The following is a 25,876-nucleotide window of genomic DNA, read 5'->3' on the forward strand; positions in this document are numbered from 1 at the left end:
GGGGGCCGCACACGTCTTTGGGCGCAGCCCCTCATCAATTGATTCGCCTACGCGACCGAAATATCCCCGTTCGTCCAGAGCAAGGGCGCCGCCTCACCTGAGTAAGGCTTGCGCAGGTCTTGAGCAACCCATCGCAAACTCTGGACGCATTCCGGCACGCGTATGCGCTCCCTTGAAAAAGGGTCGCCGCCCCTGCTCTTTCGTCGCTCTCATCTGACTACCATCAAGTATTCGAGCGTGCAGCTTCGAGGGGAGGCGGCGGCCGCGTAGAGGGTGGTTATGCGCGATTCGACCAGATTTTCGATCTTGGGACCGGTGCAGATCCGCACACCGGTAACCGAGATCACGGTCGCGGCGCCGCGTGAGCGGATTCTGCTCGCGCTCCTGCTGCTGCGCGAGGGGCAGCTGGTCCCCGTGCAACAGGTCATCATGGCCCTGTGGGACACCAACCCGCCGCCGACCGCGCGGGCCCAGGTGCACAGCTGCGTCTCCCGGCTGCGCCAGGTGCTGCGCCGCGCCGGGCTGCCCGAGGACCTGGTGGTCACCGAGCCCGCCGGGTACCGCATCAAGGTCGGGCCCGAGGACCTCGACGCCGCCCTGTTCGCCACCCGGGTCGAGCGCGCCCGCGCCGCCGCGACGGACGGTGACCTCGCCGGCGGCCGCGACGAACTGCGGGCCGCGCTCGCGCTGTGGCGGGGCCGGCCCCTGACCGACGTCGACTCCGACGTGGTCCGCGCCGCCGCCGCGCACCTCGAGGAGCAGTGGACCGCCGCGATGGCGCTGTGCCTCGACCTCGAGCTGCAGCTGGACCTGGGCGAGGAGGTCCTGGCCGAGGTCGCCGACCTGGTCGAGCGCTACCCGCACCACGAGCAGTTCCGCGCCCACCTCATGACCGCCCTCGCCCGCACCGGCCGGCGCGCCGACGCCCTCGCCGTGTTCCGCCGCGGGCGGGCGCTGCTGGCCGAGGAGCTCGGCATCGAGCCCGGCGCCGAGCTCGTCGAGCTGCACCGGCGCATCCTCAACGGCGACGCCGACCTGCTGCTGCCGCAGGCGCCCCGACCGCTCGGCCGGCGCGCCGCCCGCTGCCTGCCGCGCGACGTCGCCGACTTCTCCGGCCGGGCAGAACTGGTCCGGCGGCTCGTCGGCGCCCTGCGAGCCGAACGGCCCGAGGTGATCGCGATCGACGGCATGGCGGGCACCGGCAAGACGACGCTCGCCGTGCGGGTCGCGCACGCGGCGGCCGAGCGCTACCCCGACGGCCAGCTGTACCTGGACCTGCGCGGCCACAGCGACCGCGCCCCGCTCGACCCCGGCGAGGCCCTCGGCGCGCTGCTGCGCCAGCTCGGCGTGCCGGCCGAGCGCGTGCCGCCCGGCCTGGACGACCGCTCCGTGCTGTGGCGCACCGAGCTGGCCGACCGGCAGGTGCTCGTGCTGCTCGACAACGCCCTCGACACCGCGCAGGTGCTGCCGATGCTGCCCGGCACCGCACACACCGGCGTCGTCATCACCAGCCGGCGGCGCCTCGGCGGGCTCGACGGGGCGCAGACCGTCTCCCTCGACGTGCTGCCCCTCGACGACGCCGTCGAGCTGCTGCGGCGCACCGTCGGCGAGCGCGCCTACGCCGACCCGGCGTGCACGGCCGAGGTCGCCGAGCTGTGCGGGCGGCTGCCGCTCGCGGTCCGGCTCGCCGGCGCCCGGCTGCAGCACCGCCCGAGCTGGACGGTCGCGGACCTGGCGGCCCGGCTGCGCATCGCCAACCGCCGCCTGCCGGAGCTGGCGGTCGACGGGCGCACCGTGGCGGCCGCGTTCACGCTTTCGTTCCAGCATTTGGCAGTACCGCTGCAGAGGCTTTTTTCGGTTTTGGGTCTGCACCCGGCAGGGGACTTCGAGCCGGCGGCCGCCGCGGCCCTCGCCGGCCTGCCCGTGGCGGAGGCCGAGGCGCTGCTGGAGGACCTCGTCGACGTGCATCTGGTCGAGGCGCCGGCCGCGGGTCGATACCGGCTGCACGACCTCCTGCGAGACTACGCCGCCCAGCTGTCCCACGATGACCCCGACGCCGTTGCGCGACTGCTCGATCACTATCTGTACAGCGTGACGGCCGCGACCCGGTTCATGGAGCTCTCCGACGCCCGCTCGCTCCTGCGGCTGGACAGCCCGCCGGCGACCGCGCTGGAGTTCGACACCCCCGTCGACGCCCGCCGCTGGCTGGAGCGCGAGCTGCCCAACGTGGTCAGCGTCGCCCGCCTGGCCGCCGAGGTCGGCCGGCACCGCCACACGTGCATGCTGACCAGGGCGATCTCGCCGTTCCTGTTCGGCTTCGGCTTCGGCGAACACCAGCTCGACCTCTACGAGCGGGCCATCGCCGCGGCCGTCGCGCTGCCCGACGCCGAGCTCGAGGCGGAGTCGCGCAACTACCTCGCCGCCGTGTACTTCCGCATGGGCCGCCTCACCGACGCCCTCGCCACGCTGCAGACCGTCATCCGCATCGCCGAGCGCGAGGGCCTGCCGCGGCTGGTCGGCACGGCGCTGACCAACCTGGCCATGCTGCACAGCCGCCTGGGCCAGTACCCGGAGGCGATCGCGTCGGCTGAGGCCGCCGCGCAGGTGCAATTGGATTCGGTACCGCCCAGCCTGCAGTTCAAGCTGGAGAGCACGATCGGCCTCGTCCACACGCAGGCCGGCAACTACGCGCAGGCGCTCGCCGCCAACCGCCGCGGCCTCGAGGTCGCCCGGCGCATCGGCAGCCTCCGCACGGTCGCCATCATGATCGGCGAGCTCGGCCTGGTGCACCTCCACATGGGCCACCTCACCGTGGCCACCGCCCTGCTGCGCCGCGCGCTCGCGCTGAAGCGGGACTCGGTCAACCAGTACGGCGCCGCGGAGACGCTGAGCAAGCTCGGCACCGCGTACCGGCTGCGCGGCCGGCTCACCGACGCCATCACCTGCCAGCGCGCGGCCCGCGACCAGATGGAGCGCGTCGCCGACGTCTCCGGCCAGTGCCTGACCGCCAACGACCTCGCCCTGACGCTGCGCGCCGCCGGCCGCGACGACGAGGCCGCCTGGCTCAACAAGGAGGCGTACGCCAAGGCCTCCCGCATCGGCGACCGCTACGAGCAGGCCCGTGCTTTGGCCGGCCTCGGCCGCATGGAGGAGGCGGTGGCGCTGTTCACATCGCTGGGTGCGCAAGACCTGAGCGCGCTGACCCGCTGAGGGCAATAGTGGCTGTATGGAGTACCGCATCGAGCACGACACCATGGGTGAAGTCCGCGTACCGGCCTCGGCCCTGTGGCGGGCCCAGACCCAGCGGGCCGTCTCGAACTTCCCGATCTCGGGCCAGCGCCTCCCCGCCTCCCTGATCGCCGCGCTCGCCCGGATCAAGGCCGCGGCGGCCTCGGTCAACGGCTCGCTCGGCGTGCTCGACCAGGACGTCGCGGACGGCATCGCCGCCGCCGCGCAGCGCGTCGCCGACGGCGAGTTCGCCGACCAGTTCCCGATCGACGTCTTCCAGACCGGCTCCGGCACCTCGACGAACATGAACGTCAACGAGGTCATCGCGACCCTGGCCACCCGCGCGCTCGACAAGCCGGTGCACCCGAACGACCACGTCAACGCCTCGCAGTCCTCCAACGACGTGTTCCCCTCCGCCATCCACGTCGCGGTCGCCGGCGAGCTGGCGTTCGCGCTGATCCCCGCGCTGAGCGCGCTCGGCGACGCCCTGGCCGGCAAGGCCGACGAGTTCGCCACGCTGGTCAAGGCCGGCCGCACGCACCTCATGGACGCCACGCCGGTCACCCTGGGCCAGGAGTTTTCGGGGTATGCCGCCCAGGTCCGCTACGGCATCGAGCGCGTCAACTCGGTGCTGCCCCGCGTCGCCGAGCTTCCCCTGGGCGGCACGGCCGTCGGCACCGGCCTCAACACCCCGCCCGGCTTCGCCGCCGCCACGATCGCCCGCCTGGCCGAGGCGACCGGCCTGCCGCTGACCGAGGCCCGCAACCACTTCGAGGCCCAGGGCGCCCGCGACGCCCTCGTCGAGGCGTCCGGCACCGTCCGCACGATCGCCGCCGGGCTGTACAAGATCGCCAATGACATCCGCTGGATGGGCTCGGGCCCGCGGGCCGGCCTGCGCGAGCTGGCCATCCCCGACCTCCAGCCCGGCTCGTCGATCATGCCCGGCAAGGTCAACCCGGTCATCCCCGAGGCGGTGCGCCAGGTCGTGGCCCAAATCATCGGCAACGACGCGACCGTCGCCTTCGCCGGCACCCAGGGCGACTTCGAGCTCAACGTGATGCTGCCGGTGATCGCCCACAACCTGCTGTCGTCGATCGCCCTGCTCGCCAACGTCTCCCGGCTGTTCGCGGAGCGCTGCGTCTCGGGCCTGTCCGCCAACGCCGAGGTCATGGCGGCGTACGCGGCCGGCTCCCCGTCGATCGCGACACCCCTGAATCGCTACCTCGGCTACGAGGAGGCGGCCGCGGTGGCGAAGCAGGCGCTGGCCGAGGGCCGCACGATCCGCGAGGTCGTCGTGTCCCGCGGCCACGTCGAGCGCGGCACCTTGACCGAGGCCCAGCTCGACGAGGCACTCGACCTGCCCCACATGGCGCGCCCGCATTAGCTGCTCAAGATTCGCGCGGCACTCACGGGGCTCGCCATTGTCGCGGTCCTCGTCCATCCCTCCGTCGCCTCGGCCGCCGCGCCGAACGCGACCATCACCGGCACCGCCACGTGCGACGCCACCACCAGCAGCTGGGTGATCCAGTGGAGCATCCAGAACAATCTCGAAGACCCGGCCACCGTCGTCGCGGTCACCCCTCGCCCCGGCTACAGCACGTTCTCGGGTCTGCAGGCCGGCGACACCATCGGCCCCGCTCCGGCGGCCCGGTGACCGCCACCGGGCGCATGCCGTCCTTGGCCCCGGGCGACAACTGGTCCACCGCCGCGCAACTGATCCTTGACGCGACGTGGGGCGGCGTCCAGTACCGCGTGGGCGGGCAGGTGAACCTCAACGGCACCTGCGGCCCGTCGATCGACCCGGCCTTCACCTTCACCTCGCACTGCGGTGGGTCGGTCGATGTCGCCATCACCAACCCCCGCCAACGGCATAGCCACCCCGGTCGACGTCTACGGCGCCAACGACTTCGCCCAGCACGTCAGCCTCCAGCCGGGCGGTACTGCCACCGTGACCGTTCCGCCGTCGGGGAGTTCGGCCATCAGCGTGTACGTCCAGGGCTTCTACCTGGGCCACGGCGCGTTCGTCTGGCCCGCGGGCTGCCTGCCGGCCGGCCCGGCCGAGTCCGACCGCCTGCACGACGGCGAGTCCCTGGTCCGCGGCCAGGCCGGCAAGGACCGCATCACCTCGCCCGACGGCCGGTTCTCGCTCGTGCTGCAGGCGCTGGACGGCAACGTGGTGCTGTACGAGTACGGCAAGCGTCCACTGTGGTCGAGCGGCATCCACAACAGCGCCGCCTGGGCGAGCCTGGACGCGGGCATGCTGAGCCTGCGGGACAACCTCAACGTCCCGATCGGCTGGAACACGTTCCCCAGCGCGAACGCCCCGGCGACGCTGGTGGTCCAGAACGACGGCAACGCGGTGGTGTACCGCGACAGCGACCACGCCGTCCTCTGGGCGACGAACACCTGCTGCCACGCCCCGGCCCCGCCTTCGCCGGCGCCCGGCGCGCACCAGCTCAAGGTCGGCCAGGCCCTCCCCCTGGGCGGCCAGATCACGTCGCCGAACGGCGTCTACCGCCTCGTGCTGCAGGACTTCGACGGCAACCTCGTGCTGTACAAGAACGGGACGAAGGCGCTGTGGGCATTCGGCCCGCGCTTCGACTCGTACTTCAAGAACCAGACCGACGGCAACCTGGTCGCGTACCTGTCCGAGGGCCCGGCGGTGTGGGCGTCGAACACGTCGGGCAAGGGCGCCGGCACCCTGGTGCTGCAGGACGACGGCAACCTGGTCCTGTACCGCAACTCCGACCACGGCGTCATCTGGGCCACGAACACCTACGGCAAGTAGCGTGGCATGTTTCCGGGAGCAAAGTCGATCTCGTGGCTTCTACCGTTCTTCTCAACACCGACAAGGGTTTTGTGAACGAGGAGATAGAGCAATGAGCGACGTTGACTACGGGCAGTACGAGGCGGGCCAGGAGAGCGGCGAGCTGGACCAGCTGCACCAGGCCGAGGGTTCCGAGGCCGACTACAACAGCCAGTTCGGCGTGTACGAGGCCGACCACTCCGCTTCCGAGTCCACGGACTTCTCGCAGGGCCACCACGTCGAGTTCGACCAGGGCCCGACGGTGCACTACGAGTCGGACGACTACACCAACTACAGCCACGACGCCTCCGTCGACGACCACGTCTTCGCCGCCGAGGGTTCGGAGTCGATGCACCAGGCGGACTTCTCGGAGCTCGACGCACTCAAGGAGCGCTTCGCCACCCAGTTCGCCCAGGGCACCGAGCTCCGCGCCTCCAACTAACGACGAATTCCGCGAACGGCCGGCCACTAATGGCCGGCCGTTTCTGCATGGCCGCGCGGCCGCCGTGGTTCCGTCGCTCAGGTGATGGTGTCCAGAAGGTGGACGAGGGCTTGGTAGCTGCCGGGGTCAAGCAGCTGCATGGCGATGTCGGCGAACGCGGCGCCGCCGACGGCGGTGCGAAGTTCGGCGAGGCGGTTGAGGTCTATGTTGGCCTGGCCCGAGCCGATGGCGAGCCGTATGGCGGCGGCTTGGATGTGGAGCTGAACTGCTTCAGTAGGGTGGCCGGTTTCGGAGCGCAGGATGCCGAGTTGGCTGAGGCCGGTGGCGAGGCCGGCCTGGTTGCCGAGCTGCTTCTTGATAGTGAGCGATTGCTGGTAGCGGCGCTCGGCCTCGGCGTAGTCCCCGCGGGCCTGGGCGAGCATGCCGAGCTGGTGGCAGCTGGTGGCGATGCCGGCCTGGTTGCCGAGCTGCTCAAGCATGGTGAGGGATTGCTGGTAGCGGCGTTCGGCCTCCGCGTTGTCCCCGCGGTCGTGGGCGAGCATGCCGAGCTGGCCATAGCTGCTGGCGAGGGCGGCTTGGTCGCCGAGCTGCTCGAAGCTGGCGAGGGATTGCTGGTAGCGGCGTTCGGCCTCGGCGTAGTCCCCGCGGTCCTGGGCGAGTATGCCGAGCTGGTGGTGGCTGGCGGCGATGCCGGCCTGGTCGCCGAGCTGCTCAAGCATGGCGAGGGACTGCTGGTAGCGGCGTTCAGCCTCGGTGTAGTCCCCGCGGTCCTGGGCGAGCATGCTGAGCTGGTGGTGGCTGGCGGCGATGCCGGCCTGGTGGCCGAGTTGCTCGAAGCTGGCGAGGGCTTGCTGGTAGCGGCGTTCAGCCTCGGTGTAGTCCCCGCGGCGCTGGGCGAGGGTGCCGAGCTGGCCATAGCTGCTGGCGAGGCCGACCTGGTTGCCGAGCTGCTCCTTGATAGTGAGGGATTGCTGGTAGCGGCGTTCGGCCTCGGCGTAGTCCCCGCGGCGCTGGGCGAGCATGCCGAGACTGTGGTAGCTGGTGGCGATGCCAGCCTGGTTGCCAAGCTGCTCAAGCATGGTGAGGGCTTGCTGGTAGCGGCGCTCGGCCTCGGCATAGTCCCCGCGGCGCCGGGCCAGGGTGCCGAGTCGGTGGATGTAGTTGGGGTAGTGCGGGGAGTCGGTGGGCAGCCAGCGCAGGGTGTCGTGGATGAGCCCGGTGGCCCGGTCCCACGCCCCGATGTTCTCCAGCGTGGTGCAGATGGCTGCGGTGACGGCGCCCGCAGTGTCCAGGTCGCCGGCGGCCAGCAGATGATGTCTGGCCTCGAGGCGGTCGTGCAGGTCCGTGGTGCGGTCCTGCGGCCAGGTTTGGGCGCGCCATTGCCAGTATTCGGCGGCGGTGTGGTGAGCGCGGCGCAGCGGGTCCTTGTTCGGGTCGAGGGTCGGCGTGCGCTGCCAGCGGTCGTGCAGTTCGGTGGCGGTCCATCGGTGCATGAACACGGTGCCGCGGTCGAGGTCGTGGTGGATCAGGCTGCTGCCAGCAAGGGCCTGCAGCAGCTCGCCCAGCCCGCCGGGTTCGGTGTACGGCGACCGCGGCGGACTGGCCGCCTCGGCCAGCAACTGCCGCATCGCGGCAACATCGGCCGGCGCCAGCGGCGTGTCCTCGGCCGATAGCTCGGTGATCTGGTCGGCGATGGCTTGCCGGGCCGTGTCGTCGGCGGTGAGGTGCTCGGCGGGGCGGCGGACGCCGGTGTGGAAGGTCAGGGCGAGGGTGGGGACGGGTTCGCGGTAGACGCTGATCGCGGTGAGCAGGTCGATGGCGCCGGGAATGGCGGCGAGGCGATGCAGGTGTTCGGTGAGCAGGACGTCGTCGGCGGCCAGGGTGACCGTGTCGGCCACCGCCGCGTCCAGGGTGCGGTCCTGGGCCAGCCACGCGGCCGATGCGTGCGGGCCGAGGCGTTCGGTGACCGCGCGGGTGAGCCGGTCGGTGATGTCGTCGAATCGGCCCTGGCCCTGTCCGAGCAGCGCGTCGAGGTATTCCAGTGACCGTGGATGCCCGCCCACGCTGCGCCAGATCTGTTCTGTGGCGGCCTCGGTGGTGGCGTGCCGGTCGACCTGCGGCAGCGACCACAGCAGCTTCCCGGTCTCGGCCGCCGACAGCGGCCCGACCGGCACCGCCAGCAACCTCCCCTCGGCACCGTCGGGCAGCGCGATCGGGTGGCGGGAGGTGAGCAGCAGCCGGCTGCGGCCCGGCGCCGCCGCCCATGCTGCCAGGAGTCCGGCCAGGTCGGGGTCCGCGATGGTGTGGTTATCGGGGTTGAGGTTGTCTTCGAAGTTGTCCAGGACGAGCAGGATCGGCACGTCATCCAGGACGTGGTCGTGCAGCAGCGCGAGCCGGTCTGTCCAGGGCAGCTCGACCTGCCCGGCGGCCTGCACCGCCACCGTGGCCGGTCCGGCCACCGCCTGACGGACCAGCAGCTCCCGCCGGGCCACCCCGGCCACCGCGGCCAGGACGGCGTCGACGCTGACCGGGCCGAACAGCGACACCACCCGCCACCCCGGGTCGGCGTCCAGGGTCCGGCGCAGCACCTCCGCCGCCAGGGTGGTCTTGCCGACCCCGCCGATACCGTGCAACACCAGCCCCGCGATGTCGTCGCCGGCGAGCAGCGCCGGGAGCTGCCGCTGCAGCGCGCGGCGGCCGACGAACTGCCCGACGGGCCGCGCCGCCACCGGTCCCCATTCCGACGTGCGCACCGCCGGGGCTGGCACCCGCGGCACACCATGGTCGACGACCGGGACCTCGGGCGCGCCGGCCAGCAGCGTCACCACACCCCACTCGTCCATCCCGGCCAGCATCTGCGCCGCCCGATCCCCACCGGCGAGCAGCTCCCGCTGGACCATCCGCCGGGCGTCAGCGACCGCCCGGACCACATCCGGGTCCCCGCTGGCGGCCAGTTCCGCGTAGACCCTGGCGAACAACAAGGTGGCATAGCGGTCGGTGACACTGGTCTGCGTGCCGATCACCGCGCACGCGCCCCGCCCGGCCAGCTGCGCGGCGAACGACGGGCCCTGCTGCTCCCCGGTGACGTCGGTGTAGCAGGCGGCCAGCGCCAGGACCGGCGGCATCCGCCCCGGCGGGATCGCCTCCTCCAGCAGCTGTTCGGCGGTGACCTCCCGTGCCGCGCCGTCCTCGTCCTCCAGCAGCAGCACCCCTGGTTTGCCGTGCGCCGAGATGTGCAGTACGTGCACCCCGCCGGGCACGTCAAGGGCGGCGCGGATCGCCCGGGTCGTGGCGAACGGCACCACCTCGACCCGAGCCTGATGCTGCCGGGCCCCCCGCACCGCCGCGAGGACCGCCCGCAACTCGCGCTCGTAATCCAGCAGCGGCCCGCCGCCGGTGTCCGGGGAGGCGATCGCCACCACGATCCGCAACGGCCCCGCCAGCCGCCCCGACCCGGCCGCACCGCTGCGCCGATACACCACCACCTGCGGATGCAACGCCAACGGCTGACCCGACACCGGCTCCGGCAACGCCTCCCACGGCAACCCCGCCAATCCCGGCGCATCCACCCCGATCCGCAACGGCACATAATCCCGCGCCGCGCGCTCCAGCAGCCCCCGCAACCCAGCCGCGACCGGCCCGGGCAGGAACGACTCGGCCAACAACCGCCCCGCCCGGCGCAGCGACACCGATCCCGGCACGTCATCCGTCTCCGGCAGCACGTCCCTCGTGCCCGCCGAGCCGTCCCGCGGCCGCGACGTCAGATCACCACGCCGGCCACGCCGCAGCCACACGTCGTACAACGCATTCCGCAGACCCGGCCGCACCCCGCCATGGCTCGCCGAAACGTCGACGCCCGCACCCGCCAGGCGGACCGTCGAGTCCGACACGACCAGCGCCACATCCAACGGCACACCACGACCCGTCATACCGACTACTGACGGACCAGCCCGTTCTCATCCGTGGCACGTTCCCGGGAGCAAAGTCGATCTCGTGGCTTCTACCGTTCTTCTCAACACCAACAAGGGTTTTGTGAACGAGGAGATAGAGCCATGAGCGACGTTGACTACGGGCAGTACGAGGCCGGCCAGGAGAGCGGCGAGCTGGACCAGCTGCACCAGGCCGAGGGTTCCGAGGCGGACTACAACAGCCAGTTCGGCGTGTACGAGGCCGACCACTCCGCGTCGGAGTCCACGGACTTCTCGCAGGGCCACCACGTCGAGTTCGACCAGGGCCCGGCCGTGCACTACGAGTCGGACGACTACACCAACTACAGCCACGACGCCTCCGTCGACGACCACGTCTTCGCGGCCGAGGGCAGCGAGTCGATGCACCAGGCGGACTTCTCGGAGCTCGACGCGCTCAAGGAGCGTTTCGCCACCGAATTCGCGCAGGGCACGGAGCTCCGTACTGCGAACTAACGACGAATACCGCGAACGGCCGGCCAGCAGTGGCCGGCCGTTGTCGTTACCGGCCGATCCATCCGGTGAAGCGCTCGCGGAGCATCGGCGGGCTCTCGCCGGTGAGATCGGCGGCGGCATCCGCGAGGAACATGCCCATGAGCCGTTCCAGCTCCGGTTGGCGCCCGTCGTACTTCTCCAGAAAGACAGCGCGCCGCTCAGAGCACGGCCATGGCTCGCCATCGACATCGCAGATCCACCGCGGCCTGGTGTAGGTGTGCCGGGTTCGCGTCGTGCCACGCATTGGCCCTCCTTCGTGGATGGGCGCGCCGGCCACGGCTCGCAGCGTTGTCCAGCAACCGGCGCACCCTGCTACGGGACGTACGACCACCGCAGCGATCGTCGTTGATCTGTAGCCTGCCCGATGCGCCGGGTAGTTGTGGCCGCTCAGACGTCCGCCGACGTCCATCCATGTCCGTGGACAGGTGGACGGGTCAGGCGATCGGCCCGGCGGCGAGGGCCGGCCGGTGTGCCTCGAACGCGTCTCGCAGCTCGGCCGCCTCGGGTGCGCCAGCGCGCTGCACGCCCTGGTACACCTCGACAGCGCGCCACCAGTTCGACGGCACGATGCGGCCCGAGGTGACGGCGGCGAGGGCCTCGGCGGACGCCTCGTCCGGCCGACCGGCGGCGAGCAGCGCGAGGCCGAGGTCGAGCCGCGCGGACGCGACACGCCGAGGCCTGGGCACGCCGCCCGGTGCGGCCTCCAGTTCGGTGATCGCGTGCCGGGCGAACTGCTCGGCGGCCGGGTCGCCGACCCACGACAGCGTCGTGGCGGTGTAGCTGATCGCCTTCGCCGGGTCGTAACGGTAGTGATGCTCGGGATTCTCCGGCGTGGCGAGGTTGCCAACCAGGTAGGCGACCCGATCGAGGGCGTCACGGGTCTCGGCGCCGGCTCCCATGCGCGCCCAAGCCCGGCCGGCCTGCGCGGTTGCCTGGATAAGCGCGGACGAACCCGCCGGAGCGATCGCCTGCGCCCGCTGCGACAGCTCTAGCGCCTGCCGATACCGCCCGGAGGTGAGCACGTCCCAGGCTCTCGTCTCGAGCACCCATGCGCGGATTTCGTCGTGCCCGGCGTGGTCAGCCATCTGCTCGGCCGTCGCGAGCCACGCTTCGGCGGCGTCGCGTTCTCGCAGGTCCACGTGCAGCGTCGCGGCCAGCAGGGCCAGCCACCCGCCGGTGACGAGCAGGCGGCGACGCTGCGCGATCGTCATGCGGGCCTCGTTGAGCCTGGTCACGTACGCGATGTGCCGCCGGACCCGCGGCAGCAGCTGCGCCGGGGGTGTGCCCGCGTAGGCCATCGCCATCCGGTCGGCGACCTGCTCCAAGCGGCCGAGCGTGCCGTCGCCGACGTCGGACGCCTCAATCCTGCGCGCCAGCTCGAGCGCCTCGACCTCGGCATCGAGGTCACTGCCGCTGCGGACAGAGCCGGCGGCAAGGGCGGCCAGCTCGCCGCCTGCGCCGAGCACCTCGTCGAGCCGCTGGGCCACGTCCGGCGTCGGCGACTTACGGCCCGTGGCGAGGTCGTTCACCAGCGTCTTGCCGTAATGCACGCGGGCGGCCAGCGCACGGTAGGAAAGCTCACGCTGCTCGATCAGCTCGCGCAGTCGCGCGGCGAACCGCGGGTCGACCTCGCTCATGTTCACCGTTCCCGGCGGTTGCGGATGTGACGCATGGTGTACCGGTCGCTCCGAGCGTAGCCCGCCCGCGTGCCGGCAGCGACGCGCAAGAGGCCCGTGGCGGAGTTATCCACAGGTTCGAATTGACCCTGGAGTGTCGGCGCGGGGGCTGAAAGCCTGAGTTGGACAGGCCGCACGACCAACCGGGGGAACGATGTCCAGCTCGCTCATCACCGATCCGTGGCGACGTCTCCGGCGATCCGCGGCGATGGCCGCGTGGTTCTTCACCGTCTTCCTGGCGGTGCCGATGGCCATCGCCGTCAGCCGCAACCTGGGTGCCGGCGGTAATCAGGCTCGCCTCTGGTGGGCCATCGGCAGCGTCCTCATCCTCGTGGCCGCCAGCGTCATCGGGTGGTTCACGTGGCGCGGACCGTGGGCGGCAGTGGATGCTCAGCCTCGTGTGCTGGCTGCTCGTCGTCAGCGTCTTCGCGAGCGCCGACATGCTGCGATGACGGCGTTCAGTGAGGCCGCGGGGCGAGGCCGTCGAAGATGATGGCCAGCGTTCGGGCCTTCACCTCGTCGTCCAGAGAGGCGACGGCGGCGGCCCGCGATGTCGCGACCAGCAGGGCGTAGACCTCGGGCAGTTCAACGTCGTCGCGGACGGCGCCCGACCGTTGGGCGCGGTCCAGCAGGGCGCCCACCGCGCGGCGCAGGCCGAGGGACGCCTGCGTTGCCTCGCCGCCCTCGTCGCCGCCGGCGTCGAGCAGCGCGTCGCCGATGGCGATCTTCGTGGGGGCGTCGGCGACCAGGTGGCGGAAGAAGTCGAAGAATGCGGCGCCCGGGTCCGGCACGGTGTCCAGCAGGGACTCGGCCTGAGCACGCAGGCGGTCCAGGCGGCGGATCAGGACCGCCTGCAGCAGGGCGGCCTTCGTCGGGAAGTGGCGGAAGACCGTGGCGATGCCGACGCCGGCCTCGCGGGCCACCTCCTCCGTCGACGCGGATTCGCCGCCGCGGCCGAAGACGTCCTCGGCGACGTCCAGGATGCGGCCGCGGTTGGCCTGGGCGTCGACGCGCTGCGGGCGGCTGGTCATTGCTCCATCATGCGTGCTTGATATCCGAAGTCCACACTCCGTAACATCGGAGTCGTGACTTCAGATGCGAACAGAACGCCGCGGGAAGTGTTCCTCGCGCTCGTCAACGGGGTGGCCGACGGGCGGTGGGAGGAGCTGCCCGAGCTGTACGCCGAAGAGACCGACGTCGTGCATCCGTTCGATCCGCTGCGGCGGCCGGCGTTGCGGAGCCGGGACGAGCTGCGCGAGCACTTCCGGCCCAACGAGGACGTGCCGCGGCTCATGCGCAAGGCCGCCAACATCACCGTGCACGAGACGGTCGATCCCGAGGTCATCGTGGCCGAGTTCGAGTATCAGGGGACCGTCGTCGAGACCGGGGAAGCCTTCGCGCTGCCGGGGATTTTCGTGATGCGGGTGCGCGACGGGGAGATCGTCAGCTCGCGGGACTACTTCGACCACCTCACCGCGGCGCGCGTCCGGGGGCAGCAGGTGACGTGACAACCGATCGCGGGGGCCGAGCGTCAACCAGAGCGTGTGGGTCATCGTCATCGTCGCCGCGCTGCTCGTCGGGCATCGGCTCGTTCCGGATCGGCCGGGGCACCTCGGGAGCCTGGTGGAGGCGTTCCTGCCGTGGGCCGGGCTCGCCGTCGTGGGGCTGTTCGAGCTCGCCGTGTGGCGGCGCAACGTCCGCCGGATGATCGCGGCCTTGGTGCCGGCCGTCGTCTGGCTCGGCGTCGTGGCGTTCCCGGCCGGCGCCGGAACCGGGGACCTTCTCGTCGTGCAGCACAACGTGAGCGACGAAAATGCCGATCCCGCCGGTACGGCACGAGCCCTCGCCGAAGCGCGACCCGACCTCATCGGGCTCGAGGAGGTCACGCCCGAGCAGGTCGGCGTGTACGAGCGGGAACTCGGCGGCGCGTACCCGTTCCACGCCGTGTACGGGACGGTCGGGCTCTGGTCGCGGTACCGAATCATCGAATCGGCGGAGATCGACATCAAGCCGCACGGGCTCGAGGCCGACTGGCGGCGCGGGCTGCGGGCGCTCGTGGCGACGCCGGGCGCCGACTCGGCCGTATTCGTGGCGCATCTGCCGTCGGTGCGCGCGGGGCTGCGCGGCTTCAACACCGAATGGCGCGACGACAGCGCGCGGAAGCTCGGAAAATTCATTACCGATGAGGCCACGCAACGGGTCGTGCTCATCGGGGACCTCAATGCGAGCGTCGACGATCGCGGGCTGCGGCCGGTCATTTCACATATGCACGCGGCGCCGGCGGGATATGCGTGGAGCTTCCCGGCGCGGATGCCGATCGCGCGCATCGATCAGGTCATGGTCCGCGGCGGCGACGTGGCGAGCATCAGGACGCTCGCCGCGACCGGGAGCGATCACCGGCCGGTCGCGGCCGCGATCAGGTTCGATCGCGTATGAAGGCCAGCTCCGGGCGGTTCGTGATCATCGCCATCCGGCCCCAGTCGCCGTTCATACGGGCGTGGCGGTCGGCGCCGGCGGCGAGCAGGGCGCGGACCAGCTCGGGCGAGCCGCGGTCGACCGCGACATGCAGCGGGGTCGCGCCGTCCAGGTCGCGGACGTCCACGGGCAGGCCGGCGGCGAGCAGGCGCGGCAGGAGGTCGGCGCCGAGCAGCCAGGGCAGGCGGTGCAGCAGCGTGCGGCCGCGCTCGTCGCGGACGAACGGGTCCAGGCCGCGATCGAGGGCGGCCGCCACGGCCGGGCCGTCGCCGAGGTCGACCAGGGCCATCAGCTCGGCGCGCAGGGCACGCATCGGGCGCGGCATGCGCACCGCCGGGTCCCGCCAGCCGTCCGCCGCGGCGACGCAGCCCTGGACCCGGCCGCCGAGCGCGGCGAGCGCCCGCTCGCGCTCGACCTCCTCTGCCGTGTGCGGCACCTTGAATCCGTCGCCGCGCATGGCGACCTCGTGGGTGGCCCCGTTGCAGTGCACGCGGGCCGACTGACGCAGCGTCGCCATCGCCGGCGCCGGTTGCAATGACGCCTCCGGGAACAGGGCGGCGTACACCAGCGGATGCGTGTCGAACGGGTTCGTCAGCTCCGGCGGGCGCCGCGCCAGGACGTGCGGGATCCGCGGTACGCGGGCCAGCTCCACGCCGAACTCCTCGACCTCCACCCGGCGTCGCGCGTCGTCCGCCCGTCCATAGGGCGCGGAGGGCACCAGCCGCACGCGCGGGGCCGGCCCGTTGAGGCCGTCGAGGACCAGCGTCCGGCCGTGCACGTCGATGCGGAAGAGCCCGCAGTCCTCGTCGACCTCCGCGACCCACGGCGGGCCGCTCCACGCCGACTCGTCCCACGGCGCGGTGCGGCGGCGCTCGGCGTGGTACTCCCGGACCCGCCGGGCGGCGTCGGCCAGCCGGGGGTGGATGGGGCGCAGCCAGGCAAGCGAGCGGCGGACCACCTCGCCGCGAGCGGCGTTGCGGGTGCCGGTCGGCGCGTACGGGTCGAACGCCGCCGGGTCGATCCGCTCCCGGTCCCATCGCCCGTCGAACAGCAGCACCTCCAGGCGGAACCCGGCCGCGGCCCAGGCGGACGCGGGGCGGCCGCCGTCGTCGAGCCGCACGAGCCGCTCGACCAGCCCCTCCGGGCCCGCGCCGCCGATGAGCGCCTCGGGCAGCCGCTCGCCCGTGCGCGTGAAGAAGGGCAGCCGTTGCACGCCGCCGCAGCGTTTCAAGGCTTCAGGTGTACACCTGGAATCCCAACGATCCCGCAGCATCACGAGCGTGTCGTCGCGCCGGCCGGTGGACCGGCGGTCGAGGCGCAGCTCCAGTTCCTCGGGCAGGTAGTCGAGGCGCTCGATGCGCAGGGTGATCCGCTGCGGCATGTTCAGCCAGACCGGCGGGCGGGCGACAAGGGCGTGCGCGTCCGGGAGGAAGGTCAGCGGGTAGCGCCGCTGGGGCTCCAACCGGCCGTCGCGGCGCCTCGGCAGATGCCAGCGCAGCAGGTCGGGCACCAGGTGGTGCAGGTCAGCCTCGAGCCGGTCGGCGACCTCGGCGCCGTGTACCCGCCGGACCGCGCGGAGGTCCACGTCGGCGTCGATGCCGGCGACCGCGCACGCGCCGCGCCAGTCGCCGGCCAGCCGCCGTTGCGCGGCCCGCTCGAGCATCCAGCCCGGGACCACGGCGCCTCCTCGATCGAGGGCAGAGCCGGCCGGATTCGAACCGGCGTCATCCGATCCGGAGTCGGTTGCGACGACCTCTGCGCTACGGCGCTGCCGCCGCCGAGTGTAGCTTTCACTGGCTTTCGCGCCTGCCCGCCCGGGCTGTGCCGTCACACGTTGATTCCGGTCGAACCCCGGTCTAGCTTCCCGTGTCGAAGCGCATCGATACCTCACCAGAAAGGTCGTGCGAGTCATGCGCAGACGCACTCTTGCCCTGTCCGCCGGCGCCGCGGTCGCGATCGCCGCCGTCGGGGCCAACATCGTCACGGCGCTCCCGGCGTCGGCCGCCTCCGGCTGCCGGGTCGCGTACCAGGTCACCAACCAGTGGCCGGGCGGCTTCGGCGCGAGCGTGACGATCACCAACCTCGGCGATCCGATCAGCGCGTGGACGCTCGTGTGGTCGTACACGGCCGGCCAGGCCGTCACCCAGGCGTGGAGCGCCACGGTGACCCAGAGCGGGTCGCAGGTCACCGCGAAGAACGCCGGCTACAACGGCTCGGTCGCCACGAACGGCACGGCGTCGTTCGGGTTCAACGGGTCGTGGAACAACAGCAGCAACCCGGTGCCGGCGTCGTTCACCCTGAACGGCACGGCGTGCACCGGCACGGTGACGAACTCCCCGACGCCGACCCGCTCCGCCACGGTGTCGCCGTCGCCCTCCTCGTCCTCCACCAACGGCGTTCCCTCCGATGCGGCCTGGGTGGCCACGGGCGCCTGGGACCAGTGGACCAACAACGGGTACACCATCATCAATGACGTCTGGGGCGGCGGCGCCGGACCGCAGACGATCTGGGCGCGCACCGGCACGAACTGGGGCGTGGTCGCGGACCACCCGCGCACCAGCGGCGTGAAGTCGTACCCGCACACGGGCAAGACCCTGAACCGCACGCTGAGCTCGCTGTCGTCGGTGCGCAGCACCTTCAACGTCACGGTGCCCGCCGACGGCGACTACGAGACGGCGTACGACATCTGGGCCAACAACAACGCCTACGAGGTCATGATCTGGGCCAACCAGCACGGCGCGGTCGGCCCGATCGCCGAGTCCTACGACTCCAGCGGCGCCGTCCCCAGCGCCCGCAACGTCACGGTCGGCGGCCACACCTGGAACGTGTACCGCGGCTCGAACGGCGCCAACGCGGTCTTCTCGTTCGTGCGGACCTCAAACACCACGTCGGCCACGGTGGACGTCCTGGCGGTCATGAACTGGCTGCGCACCAACGCCTGGTGGGGCGACGTGACGGTGGGCCAGGTCCAGTTCGGCTTCGAGCTGAGCGGCACGGCGGGCCGCTCCAACTTCACCGACAACTCCTTCTCCCTCGACTACGCCTGACCGCTCCCGCTCCCGCCCCCAGCTCGGGCGGCCGCCCCCGCCACGGCGGCCGCCCGGCCACGCAAAGACGGAATTCTCAATGTCGTCAGCGCTGGTCGGTGTGATTCATGATCAGGCGCCGGGTGGCCGCCGCCTCCAGGGTGGCGCCGACGCGTTCCCACGATTCGACAGCCTTCTCGTATGAACGGTGGGTGTGGCCGGCGGCCCGGGTGAGGCAGGCGGCGACCCACTGGTTGTAATCGGCGGCCGGTGCGGCGGCGGCGAGCCGGTGGGTCGCGTCCGGGAGCCCGGCGAGGACGGCCAGCTCAGCGCCGGCGGCCCGGGCGTATGGGATGGTCCAGCCGAACACGAACCGGTCGAAGGCCCGGTCGACAAGCTCTGCGGCGTTGTCGAAGTCGCGGTCGTGGATGGCGCCGAGCGCTTCGACGAAGGCGAGCGGCGCCAGGCGGTCGGTTCCGGCCAACTGCACCAGTGCGGCACGCTACCGGGCCGCGCCGGGGCGGTCGCCGCGCAGCCGGGATGCCAGCGAGGCCATGGAAAAGACGGCCGGAAGCAGTCCGCTGGGCGTTCGCCCGGCGCGTTCCCAGGTTTCGATGAGCCTGGTGGCGCGGCTGAGTGCACCGTCGAGGTCACCGGTCAGGACCAGTGGTGCGATCTCCATGCCGGTCGCGACGTACGAGTCGGTGCCGTACAGCCCGCCCGGCGGCAATCGCCGGGCCGCCGCCAACGCGGCACGGAGATCGCCGGTGAACATCGCATCGACGCATGCGCTGAGATAGATATCGCCGATCTCGGCGGCATCCCTTGGTTGCGTGGCGTCCAGCCGATCCAACAGGGTCGCGCGTTCACGATTGACGCGTATGGCCTCGGCGATGCGGCCGGCCCGGTGAAGCTGGTAGCCGACCGCGTCGACAGCGGAGCTGATCAGAACGGGATCCCCCGATATCCGAGCGAGCTCCAGTGAACGCTCGGCATGCTCGATCGGGTCTCCCGCGGAGAACCAGCCGCCGGCAACCGCGACTGTGGCCGCTTCGACCGGATCGTCGTGGTCCGCACCGGCCTTGGCTTCCTCATACATCCGGAGAACGTCGTCGCCGACCGTGTCGCTGTTGCGCACGACCTGATGCCGGCCGGCCGACTGGATCACCCGGCACAGCGCGGAAACCCGCGCAGGAGTGCCGACGGCGCGATCGGCGGCGGCAAGGAGCAGGCGATAGGCCTCGGGGCCCGAGGCGGTGCTGACGAAAACACAGTCAGCGGCACTGATGAGGTCGGCGACGGCCAACGCCGGCGACGGCGCCAGCGTGGCCGCGGTGCGGAAATGCTCGGCCGCCTCCTGCAGGAACCGCCGTCGGAACGTCAACCGTCCCAGCGACCGGACCAGCAGGTACGACGTCGGCCGATAACCGGCCGCGGCACGCAGGTCGGCGGCCGCGGCGTCGAAGTCGGCGTCCGGCTCGTCCTCCAGCCGCTGCGCGGCTTCGGTGGCCCAGACCAGATGCCGCTCACGAGCCGTCGCGGCCTCGGCCGGCGCATCGGCGGCGAGCCGCATGGCATATGCCCGCACTGTGGCGAGCATCCGCCACCGCGACTGGTCGTGGACCAGCAGGCTCTGATCCACCAGCCGCCCCAGGACGTCGGCCGTCTCGGGAAGCCCTCGACCACTGACCGCGGCGGCCGCGGCCAGGCCAAACCCGCCGACGAAGACCGCGAGGCGGCGAAACAGGGTCTGCGCCGGCTCGTCGAGCAGGTCGTAGCTCCAGGCCAGCATCGAGCGCAGCGACCGGTGCCGTTCGTTGCGGCCGCGGCCGCCGGACAGCAGGCGCAGCTGGTCCTGCGCGCCGGCCAGCAGCCCGTCCAGCCCGAGCGCGGCGCCGCGAGCGGCCGCCAGCTCCACGGCCAGCGGAAGTCCATCCAGCTGTGCGCACAGCGCGGCCAGCGCGGCGGGGTCGCCGCTGAACCCGGCATCGCCGTCGTTCGCCCGGTCCATGAACAGGGTGACCGCGTCGTCGGTCGGCAACGGCGCGATCCGTACCACCCGTTCGCCGCCCAGACCCAGCCGCTCCCGGCTGGTGGTCAGCACGCGTACGCGCGGCTGCCCGGCAAGGAGGCTGTCGACGAAGAGCGCGACCGAGCCGATCATGTGCTCGCAGTTGTCCAGGACAAGCAGCGAACGGCGCTGCCCGAGCCGCTCCGCGATGGCGCTCTCCAGGGGCTGCTGCGGCCCTTCGACCACGCCGAGCACCGCGGCGACCGCCTGCGCCACGAAACCGTCGCGGACCGGCACGAGGTCGACGAACGTCACGCCTCCCGGGTACGCGCCGGCAGTCTCCTCGGCCGCGACGCCCGCCAGGCGCGTCTTGCCGACGCCACCGGGCCCCAACAGGGTTACCAGCCGGGAACCGGACAGTGCGGTGGCCACGTCACGGCGTTCGCAGGTGCGGCCGACGAAGCTGGTCCACACCGCCGGCAGGCCGACAGCACCAACCGACTCGAAACCGTCCACCGCGGCGGCCTGGTCGGCCAGAGCCCACCGGTCGGTGACCCCGAACTTCCTGAGCAAGGAGGAGACGTGGGTCTCCACGGTGCGGACCGAAATGTAGAGCTTCGCGGCGATTTCCGCGTTCGACAGCCGTTCACCGAGCGCAGCGAGCACCTCGGCCTCGCGCCGCGACACCTCCACCCGACCCGTACTCATCACCCCCATCATTACCGATCCGTCTCCGTGGTGAACTCCGTGGCGCCACGGAGCCACGCCGGCGGCCTTCCGGGAGATGCTTTCGGCGTCACACAAACACGGAACCAGGGAGTTCTCAACATGACCGACCGCAAGGTACGCGCGAACCTGGCCCTCACGATCGACGGCCGCTACAACGGACCCGGCGGCGACTTCGGCGCGTTCATCCCGTACGTGACCACCGACGTCGCCCGGGACCACATGACCAACAGCTGGGAAGGTGCCACAACGGCCGTGCTCGGCCGCCTCAACGCCGAGGGCTTCCTCGGATTCTGGCCGACGGTGGCCGACAACCCCGACGCCGACCCGCGCGACCGCGGATACGCGAAGTGGCTGGTCAACGCGGACAAGGTCGTACTGTCAACCATGCTGACGGACGCACCGTGGGAACGCACCCGCCTGGTGAACGCTCCGGCCGCCGACGTCATCACCGAGCTCAAGGCCACCGGCACCGGCGACATCCTGGTCAACAGCAGCTCCAGCATCATCAAGCCGCTGCTCGCCGCGGACCTGATCGACCAGCTGCACCTGCTGATCTGCCCGGAGATCGCCGGCGACGGCCAGCGGCTGTTCGACGACGGCCTGCCCAGCGCGAAGTGGAACCTGACCCGCCAGCAGACGGGTGACCTTGGTGAGATCGCGCTGATCTACACCCGCCTGCGCTGAAAAAACGGCCGGCCATCACTGGCCGGCCGTTCGCGGTGTTCGTCTTGAGTTGGCAGTACGGAGATCGGCTTTGCTCCCGGGAACGGGCTGGTCCGTCAGTAGTCGGTATGACGGGTCGTGGTGTGCCGTTGGATGTGGCGTTGGTCGTGTCGGACTCGACGGTCCGCCTGGTGGGTGCGGGCGTCGACGTTTCGGCGAGCCATGGCGGGGTGCGGCCAGGTCTGCGGAATGCGTTGTACGACGTGTGGCTGCGACGTGGCCGGCGTGGTGATCTGACGTCGCGGCCGCGCGACGGCTCGGCGGGCACGAGGGACGTGCTGCCGGAGACGGATGACGTGCCGGGATCGGTGTCGCTGCGCCGGGCGGGGCGGTTGTTGGCCGAGTCGTTCCTGCCCGGGCCGGTCGCGGCTGGGTTGCGGGGGCTGCTGGAGCGCGCGGCGCACGATCATCTGCCGCTGCGGATCGGGGTGGACGCGCCGGGGCTGGCGGGGTTGCCGTGGGAGGCGTTGCCGGAGCCGGTGTCGGGTCAGCCGTTGGCGTTGCATCCGCAGGTGGTGGTGTATCGGCGCAGCGGTGCGGCCGGGTCGGGGCGGCTGGCGGGGCCGTTGCGGATCGTGGTGGCGATCGCCTCCCCGGACACCGGCGGCGGGCCGCTGCTGGATTACGAGCGCGAGTTGCGGGCGGTCCTCGCGGCGGTGCGGGGGGCCCGGCAGCATCAGGCTCGGGTCGAGGTGGTGCCGTTCGCCACGACCCGGGCGATCCGCGCCGCCCTTGACGTGCCCGGCGGGGTGCACGTACTGCACATCTCGGCGCACGGCAAACCAGGGGTGCTGCTGCTGGAGGACGAGGACGGCGCAGCGCGGGAGGTCACCGCCGAACAGCTGCTGGAGGAGGCGATCCCGCCGGGGCGGATGCCGCCGGTCCTGGCGCTGGCCGCCTGCTACACCGACGTCACCGGGGAGCAGCAGGGCCCGTCGTTCGCCGCGCAGCTGGCCGGGCGGGGCGCGTGCGCGGTGATCGGCACGCAGACCAGTGTCACCGACCGCTATGCCACCTTGTTGTTCGCCAGGGTCTACGCGGAACTGGCCGCCAGCGGGGACCCGGATGTGGTCCGGGCGGTCGCTGACGCCCGGCGGATGGTCCAGCGGGAGCTGCTCGCCGGTGGGGATCGGGCGGCGCAGATGCTGGCCGGGATGGACGAGTGGGGTGTGGTGACGCTGCTGGCCGGCGCGCCCGAGGTCCCGGTCGTCGACCATGGTGTGCCGCGGGTGCCAGCCCCAGCGGTGCGCACGTCGGAGTGGGGGCCGGTGGCGGCGCGGCCGGTGGGGCAGTTCGTCGGCCGCCGCGCGCTGCAGCGGCAGCTCCCGGCGCTGCTCGCCGGCGACGACGTCGCAGGGTTGGTGTTGCACGGTATCGGCGGGGTCGGCAAGACCACCCTGGCGGCGGAGGTGCTGCGCCGGACCGTGGACGCGGATCCGGGGTGGCGGGTGGTGTCGCTGTTCGGCCCGGTCAGCGTCGACGCGGTCCTGGCCGCGGTGGCCGGGGTGGCCCGGCGGGAGCTGCTGGTCCGTCAGGCGGTGGCCGGGCCGGCCACGGTGGCGGTGCAGGCCGCCGGGCAGGTCGAGCTGCCCTGGGCGGACCGGCTCGCGCTGCTGCACGACCACGTGCTCGACGACGTGCCGATCCTGCTCGTGCTGGACAACTTCGAAGACAACCTCAGTTCCGACCACCACACCATCACCGACCCCGACCTGGCCGGACTCCTGGCAGCATGGGCGGCGGCGCCGGGCCGCAGCCGGCTGCTGCTCACCTCCCGCCACCCGATCGCGCTGCCCGACGGTGCCGAGGGGAGGTTGCTGGCGGTGCCGGTCGGGCCGCTGTCGGCGGCCGAGACCGGGAAGCTGCTGTGGTCGCTGCCGCAGGTCGACCGGCACGCCACCACCGAGGCCGCCACAGAACAGATCTGGCGGACCGTGGGCGGGCATCCACGGTCGCTGGAATACCTGGACGCGCTGCTCGGACAGGGCCAGGGCCGATTCGACGACATCACCGACCGGCTCACCCGCGCGGTCACCGAACGCCTCGGCCCGCACGCCTCAGCCGCATGGCTGGCCCAGGACCGCACCCTCGACGCAGCGGTAGCCGACACGATCACCCTGGCCGCCGACGACGTCCTGCTCACCGAACACCTGCACCACCTCGCCACCATCCCCGGCGCCATCGACCTGCTCACCGCGATCAGCGTCTACCGCGAACCCATCCCCAGCCTTGCCCTGACCTTCCACACCGGCGTCCGTCGTCCCGCTGAGCAACTCACCGCCGACAACAGGGTCAGGCAGGCCATGCCGACCGACATTGCCGTGGTGCGGCAGTTGCTGGCCGAAATGGCCGGTCCGCCGCGGTCGCCGTACACCGAACCCGGCGGGCTGGGCGAGCTGCTGCAGGCCCTGGACGGCAGTAGCCTGATCCACCACGACCTCGACCGCGGCACCGTGTTCATGCACCGGTGGACCGCCACCGAACTGCACGACCGTTGGCAGTGCACGCCGACCCTCGAGCCAGGCAAGGACCCGCTGCGCCGCGCCCACCACACCGCCGCCCAATACTGGCAATGGCGCGCCCAAACCTGGCCACAGGACCGCACCGAAGGCCTGCACGACCGTCTCGAAGCCAGACATCATCTCCTGGCCACCGGCGACCTGGACACCGCCGACACCGTCACCGCAGCCATCTGCACCACGCTGGAGAACACCGGGGCGTGGGACCAGGCCCGCGGGCTCATCTACGACACCCTGCGCTGGCTGCCCACCGACTCCTCCCGCTACCCCGCCTACATCCACACACTCGGCAACCTGGCCTACTGCCGCGGGGACTACGCCGAGGCTGAACGCCGCTACCAGCAAGCCCTCACCATCGACGAGCAGCTCGGCGACCGGGGCGGGCTCGCCGCCAGCTTTTACCAGCTCGGCATGCTCGCCCAGGTTCGGGGGGATTACACCGAGGCCGAACGCCGCTACCAGCAAGCCATCATCAGCTTCGAGCAGCTCGGCGACCAGGTCCGCCTGGCCAGCAGCTACCACCAGCTCGGCATCCTCGCCGAGCAGCGCGGGGATTACGCCGAGGCTGAACGCCGCTACCAGCAAGCGATCACCAGCTTCGAGCAGCTCGGCAACCAGGCCGGCCTCGCCAGCAGCTACGGCCAGCTCGGCAGCCTGGCCCATGATCGCGGAGATCACGCCGAGGCTGAACGCCGCTACCAGCAAGCGATCACCAGCTTCGAGCAGCTCGGCAACCAGGCCGGCCTCGCGAGTAGCTACCACAATCTCGGCATCCTGGCCCAGGATCGCGGGGATTACGACGAGGCTGAACGCCGCTACCAGCAAGCGATCACCAGCTTCGAGCAGCTCGGCAACCAGGCCGGCCTCGCGAGCGGCTACGGCCAGCTCGGCATCCTGGCCCGGGACCGCGGGGACTACGACGAGGCTGAACGCTGCTACCAGCAGGCTCTCACCAGCTTCGAGCAGCTCGGCAACCAGGCCGGAATCGCCACCAGCCTCACCCAGCTCGGCATTCTGCGCTCCGAAACCGGCCACCCCACCGAAGCCGTCCAGCTCCACATCCAAGCCGCCGCCATACGGCTCGCCATCGGCTCACCTCAGGCAAACTTCGACCTGAACCAGCTCGCCGAACTCCGCACTATCATCGGCGCGTCCGCATTCGCCGACATCGCCACGCCGCTGCTTGGCCCCGAGACCCACCAAACCCTTGCCGACCTTTTGGACACCATCACCTGAGCGACGGAACCACTGCGGCCGCACGGCCATGCAAAAACGGCCGGCCATTGCTGGCCGGCCGTTCGCGGAGTCCGTCTTTAGTTCGCAGTGCGGAGCTCCGTGCCCTGCGCGAACTGGGTGGCGAAGCGCTCCTTGAGCGCGTCGAGCTCCGAGAAGTCGGCCTGGTGCATCGACTCCGAACCTTCGGCGGCGAAGACGTGGTCGTCGACGGAGGCGTCGTGGCTGTAGTTGGTGTAGTCGTCCGACTCGTAGTGCACGGACGGGCCCTGGTCGAACTCGACGTGGTGGCCCTGCGAGAAGTCGGTGGACTCCGTCGCGGAGTGGTCGGCCTCGTACACGCCGAACTGGCTGTTGTAGTCGGCCTCGGAACCCTCGGCCTGGTGCAGCTGGTCCAGCTCGCCGCTCTCCTGGCCGGCCTCGTACTGCCCGTAGTCAACGTCGCTCATTGCTCTATCTCCTCGTTCACAAACCCTTGTTGGTGTTGAGAAGAACGGTAGAAGCGATGAGATCGGCTTTGCTCCCGGGAACGTGCCACGACAGTGATG

At 71.5% G+C, this 25,876-nt stretch carries 20 protein-coding genes and 1 tRNA gene; 12 read left to right on the plus strand and 9 right to left on the minus strand.

Features of this window, described 5'->3' with window-relative positions:
* Window positions 1-315 precede the first annotated feature (315 nt).
* From ACQEVU_RS52280 to ACQEVU_RS52300, 5 genes are all read left to right on the plus strand, one after another.
* Window positions 316-3,210 (plus strand): BTAD domain-containing putative transcriptional regulator, encoded by a 2,895-nt coding sequence (locus ACQEVU_RS52280; RefSeq protein ID WP_433338212.1) that lies wholly within the window; start codon window positions 316-318, stop codon window positions 3,208-3,210.
* Between the two features lie 16 nt (window positions 3,211-3,226).
* Window positions 3,227-4,612 (plus strand): class II fumarate hydratase, encoded by a 1,386-nt coding sequence (locus ACQEVU_RS52285; protein ID WP_433338214.1) that lies wholly within the window; start codon window positions 3,227-3,229, stop codon window positions 4,610-4,612.
* Between the two features lie 135 nt (window positions 4,613-4,747).
* Window positions 4,748-4,882, plus strand: a complete 135-nt coding sequence (locus ACQEVU_RS52290) for a hypothetical protein (protein ID WP_433338216.1) — start codon at window positions 4,748-4,750, stop codon at window positions 4,880-4,882.
* A gap of 186 nt (window positions 4,883-5,068) precedes the next feature.
* Window positions 5,069-6,016, plus strand: a complete 948-nt coding sequence (locus tag ACQEVU_RS52295) for a hypothetical protein (protein WP_433338218.1) — start codon at window positions 5,069-5,071, stop codon at window positions 6,014-6,016.
* 91 nt (window positions 6,017-6,107) lie between these two features.
* Window positions 6,108-6,476 (plus strand): hypothetical protein, encoded by a 369-nt coding sequence (locus tag ACQEVU_RS52300; protein WP_433338220.1) that lies wholly within the window; start codon window positions 6,108-6,110, stop codon window positions 6,474-6,476.
* Window positions 6,477-6,553: 77 nt separating this feature from the next.
* Here ACQEVU_RS52300 and ACQEVU_RS52305 read toward each other — a convergent pair whose 3' ends face one another.
* Window positions 6,554-10,378 (minus strand): tetratricopeptide repeat protein, encoded by a 3,825-nt coding sequence (locus ACQEVU_RS52305; RefSeq protein ID WP_433339743.1) that lies wholly within the window; start codon window positions 10,376-10,378, stop codon window positions 6,554-6,556.
* A 150-nt stretch (window positions 10,379-10,528) separates the two neighbouring features.
* Here ACQEVU_RS52305 and ACQEVU_RS52310 point away from each other — a divergent pair, with 150 nt between their 5' ends.
* Window positions 10,529-10,897, plus strand: a complete 369-nt coding sequence (locus tag ACQEVU_RS52310; RefSeq protein ID WP_433338222.1) for a hypothetical protein — start codon at window positions 10,529-10,531, stop codon at window positions 10,895-10,897.
* 46 nt (window positions 10,898-10,943) lie between these two features.
* On the opposite strand, the gene ACQEVU_RS52315 is transcribed toward ACQEVU_RS52310, so the two are convergent.
* Together ACQEVU_RS52315 and ACQEVU_RS52320 are read right to left on the minus strand one after the other, a co-directional pair.
* Window positions 10,944-11,180 carry a hypothetical protein gene (locus ACQEVU_RS52315; RefSeq protein ID WP_433338224.1) on the minus strand — a complete coding sequence of 79 codons (237 nt, stop codon included), beginning with the start codon at window positions 11,178-11,180 and terminating at the stop codon, window positions 10,944-10,946.
* Between the two features lie 190 nt (window positions 11,181-11,370).
* Window positions 11,371-12,573 (minus strand): helix-turn-helix domain-containing protein, encoded by a 1,203-nt coding sequence (locus ACQEVU_RS52320; protein WP_433338226.1) that lies wholly within the window; start codon window positions 12,571-12,573, stop codon window positions 11,371-11,373.
* Window positions 12,574-12,766: 193 nt separating this feature from the next.
* Between ACQEVU_RS52320 and ACQEVU_RS52325 the strand changes: the two genes are divergently transcribed.
* Entirely contained in the window at window positions 12,767-13,105 is a 339-nt protein-coding gene (locus tag ACQEVU_RS52325; protein ID WP_433338228.1) for a hypothetical protein, read from the plus strand.
* Here the strand turns inward: ACQEVU_RS52325 and ACQEVU_RS52330 are convergent.
* Entirely contained in the window at window positions 13,071-13,643 is a 573-nt protein-coding gene (locus ACQEVU_RS52330; protein WP_433338230.1) for a TetR/AcrR family transcriptional regulator, read from the minus strand. The two genes, ACQEVU_RS52325 and ACQEVU_RS52330, sit on opposite strands and share 35 nt — an antisense overlap.
* A gap of 54 nt (window positions 13,644-13,697) precedes the next feature.
* Here ACQEVU_RS52330 and ACQEVU_RS52335 point away from each other — a divergent pair, with 54 nt between their 5' ends.
* Together ACQEVU_RS52335 and ACQEVU_RS52340 are read left to right on the plus strand one after the other, a co-directional pair.
* Entirely contained in the window at window positions 13,698-14,120 is a 423-nt protein-coding gene (locus tag ACQEVU_RS52335) for a nuclear transport factor 2 family protein (protein WP_433338232.1), read from the plus strand.
* Window positions 14,121-14,154: 34 nt separating this feature from the next.
* Entirely contained in the window at window positions 14,155-15,048 is an 894-nt protein-coding gene (locus tag ACQEVU_RS52340) for an endonuclease/exonuclease/phosphatase family protein (protein ID WP_433338234.1), read from the plus strand.
* Here ACQEVU_RS52340 and ACQEVU_RS52345 read toward each other — a convergent pair.
* Both ACQEVU_RS52345 and ACQEVU_RS52350 read right to left on the minus strand, forming a co-directional pair.
* Window positions 15,029-16,765: an ankyrin repeat domain-containing protein gene (locus ACQEVU_RS52345; RefSeq protein ID WP_433338236.1), complete on the minus strand. Its 1,737-nt coding sequence runs from the start codon at window positions 16,763-16,765 to the stop codon at window positions 15,029-15,031. The two genes, ACQEVU_RS52340 and ACQEVU_RS52345, sit on opposite strands and share 20 nt — an antisense overlap.
* Before the next feature lie 20 nt (window positions 16,766-16,785).
* A tRNA-Arg gene (locus ACQEVU_RS52350) sits at window positions 16,786-16,857 on the minus strand.
* Window positions 16,858-16,997: 140 nt separating this feature from the next.
* On the opposite strand from ACQEVU_RS52350, the gene ACQEVU_RS52355 reads away from it, so the two are divergent.
* A complete protein-coding gene (locus ACQEVU_RS52355) occupies window positions 16,998-18,134 on the plus strand; it encodes a cellulose binding domain-containing protein (protein ID WP_433338238.1) in 1,137 nt (378 codons plus the stop codon).
* 85 nt (window positions 18,135-18,219) lie between these two features.
* On the opposite strand, the gene ACQEVU_RS52360 is transcribed toward ACQEVU_RS52355, so the two are convergent.
* On the minus strand, window positions 18,220-18,603 hold the full coding sequence (locus tag ACQEVU_RS52360; RefSeq protein ID WP_433338240.1) for a hypothetical protein: 384 nt from the start codon (window positions 18,601-18,603) through the stop codon (window positions 18,220-18,222).
* A 12-nt stretch (window positions 18,604-18,615) separates the two neighbouring features.
* A complete protein-coding gene (locus ACQEVU_RS52365) occupies window positions 18,616-20,844 on the minus strand; it encodes an ATP-binding protein (protein ID WP_433338242.1) in 2,229 nt (742 codons plus the stop codon).
* A 108-nt stretch (window positions 20,845-20,952) separates the two neighbouring features.
* On the opposite strand from ACQEVU_RS52365, the gene ACQEVU_RS52370 reads away from it, so the two are divergent.
* Complete coding sequence (locus ACQEVU_RS52370; RefSeq protein ID WP_433338244.1) at window positions 20,953-21,537, plus strand: dihydrofolate reductase family protein; 585 nt, start codon at window positions 20,953-20,955, stop codon at window positions 21,535-21,537.
* Between the two features lie 134 nt (window positions 21,538-21,671).
* The gene (locus tag ACQEVU_RS52375; protein ID WP_433339744.1) at window positions 21,672-25,331 is read left to right on the plus strand and encodes a tetratricopeptide repeat protein; all 3,660 of its coding nucleotides are present in this window, start codon (window positions 21,672-21,674) and stop codon (window positions 25,329-25,331) included.
* A 77-nt stretch (window positions 25,332-25,408) separates the two neighbouring features.
* Here ACQEVU_RS52375 and ACQEVU_RS52380 read toward each other — a convergent pair whose 3' ends face one another.
* Window positions 25,409-25,777, minus strand: coding sequence for a hypothetical protein (locus ACQEVU_RS52380; protein WP_433338246.1), 369 nt, complete (start codon window positions 25,775-25,777; stop codon window positions 25,409-25,411).
* Window positions 25,778-25,876: the final 99 nt, after the last annotated feature.

It is taken from the genome of Dactylosporangium sp. CA-139066 (genome assembly GCF_050936175.1).
Lineage (GTDB): Bacteria > Actinomycetota > Actinomycetes > Mycobacteriales > Micromonosporaceae > Dactylosporangium.

Excerpts from the sequence above, each read along its gene's own strand:
- ACQEVU_RS52310 (WP_433338222.1), top strand. The coding sequence starts at position 10,529 with ATGAGCGACGTTGACTACGGGCAGTACGAGGCCGGCCAGGAGAGCGGC.
- ACQEVU_RS52370 (WP_433338244.1), top strand. The coding sequence starts at position 20,953 with ATGACCGACCGCAAGGTACGCGCGAACCTGGCCCTCACGATCGACGGC.
- ACQEVU_RS52325 (WP_433338228.1), top strand. The coding sequence starts at position 12,767 with ATGTCCAGCTCGCTCATCACCGATCCGTGGCGACGTCTCCGGCGATCC.
- ACQEVU_RS52330 (WP_433338230.1), bottom strand. The coding sequence starts at position 13,643 with ATGACCAGCCGCCCGCAGCGCGTCGACGCCCAGGCCAACCGCGGCCGC.
- ACQEVU_RS52380 (WP_433338246.1), bottom strand. The coding sequence starts at position 25,777 with ATGAGCGACGTTGACTACGGGCAGTACGAGGCCGGCCAGGAGAGCGGC.
- ACQEVU_RS52295 (WP_433338218.1), top strand. The coding sequence starts at position 5,069 with ATGTCGCCATCACCAACCCCCGCCAACGGCATAGCCACCCCGGTCGAC.
- ACQEVU_RS52365 (WP_433338242.1), bottom strand. The coding sequence starts at position 20,844 with ATGATGGGGGTGATGAGTACGGGTCGGGTGGAGGTGTCGCGGCGCGAG.
- ACQEVU_RS52285 (WP_433338214.1), top strand. The coding sequence starts at position 3,227 with ATGGAGTACCGCATCGAGCACGACACCATGGGTGAAGTCCGCGTACCG.
- ACQEVU_RS52355 (WP_433338238.1), top strand. The coding sequence starts at position 16,998 with ATGCGCAGACGCACTCTTGCCCTGTCCGCCGGCGCCGCGGTCGCGATC.
- ACQEVU_RS52320 (WP_433338226.1), bottom strand. The coding sequence starts at position 12,573 with ATGAGCGAGGTCGACCCGCGGTTCGCCGCGCGACTGCGCGAGCTGATC.
- ACQEVU_RS52315 (WP_433338224.1), bottom strand. The coding sequence starts at position 11,180 with ATGCGTGGCACGACGCGAACCCGGCACACCTACACCAGGCCGCGGTGG.
- ACQEVU_RS52300 (WP_433338220.1), top strand. The coding sequence starts at position 6,108 with ATGAGCGACGTTGACTACGGGCAGTACGAGGCGGGCCAGGAGAGCGGC.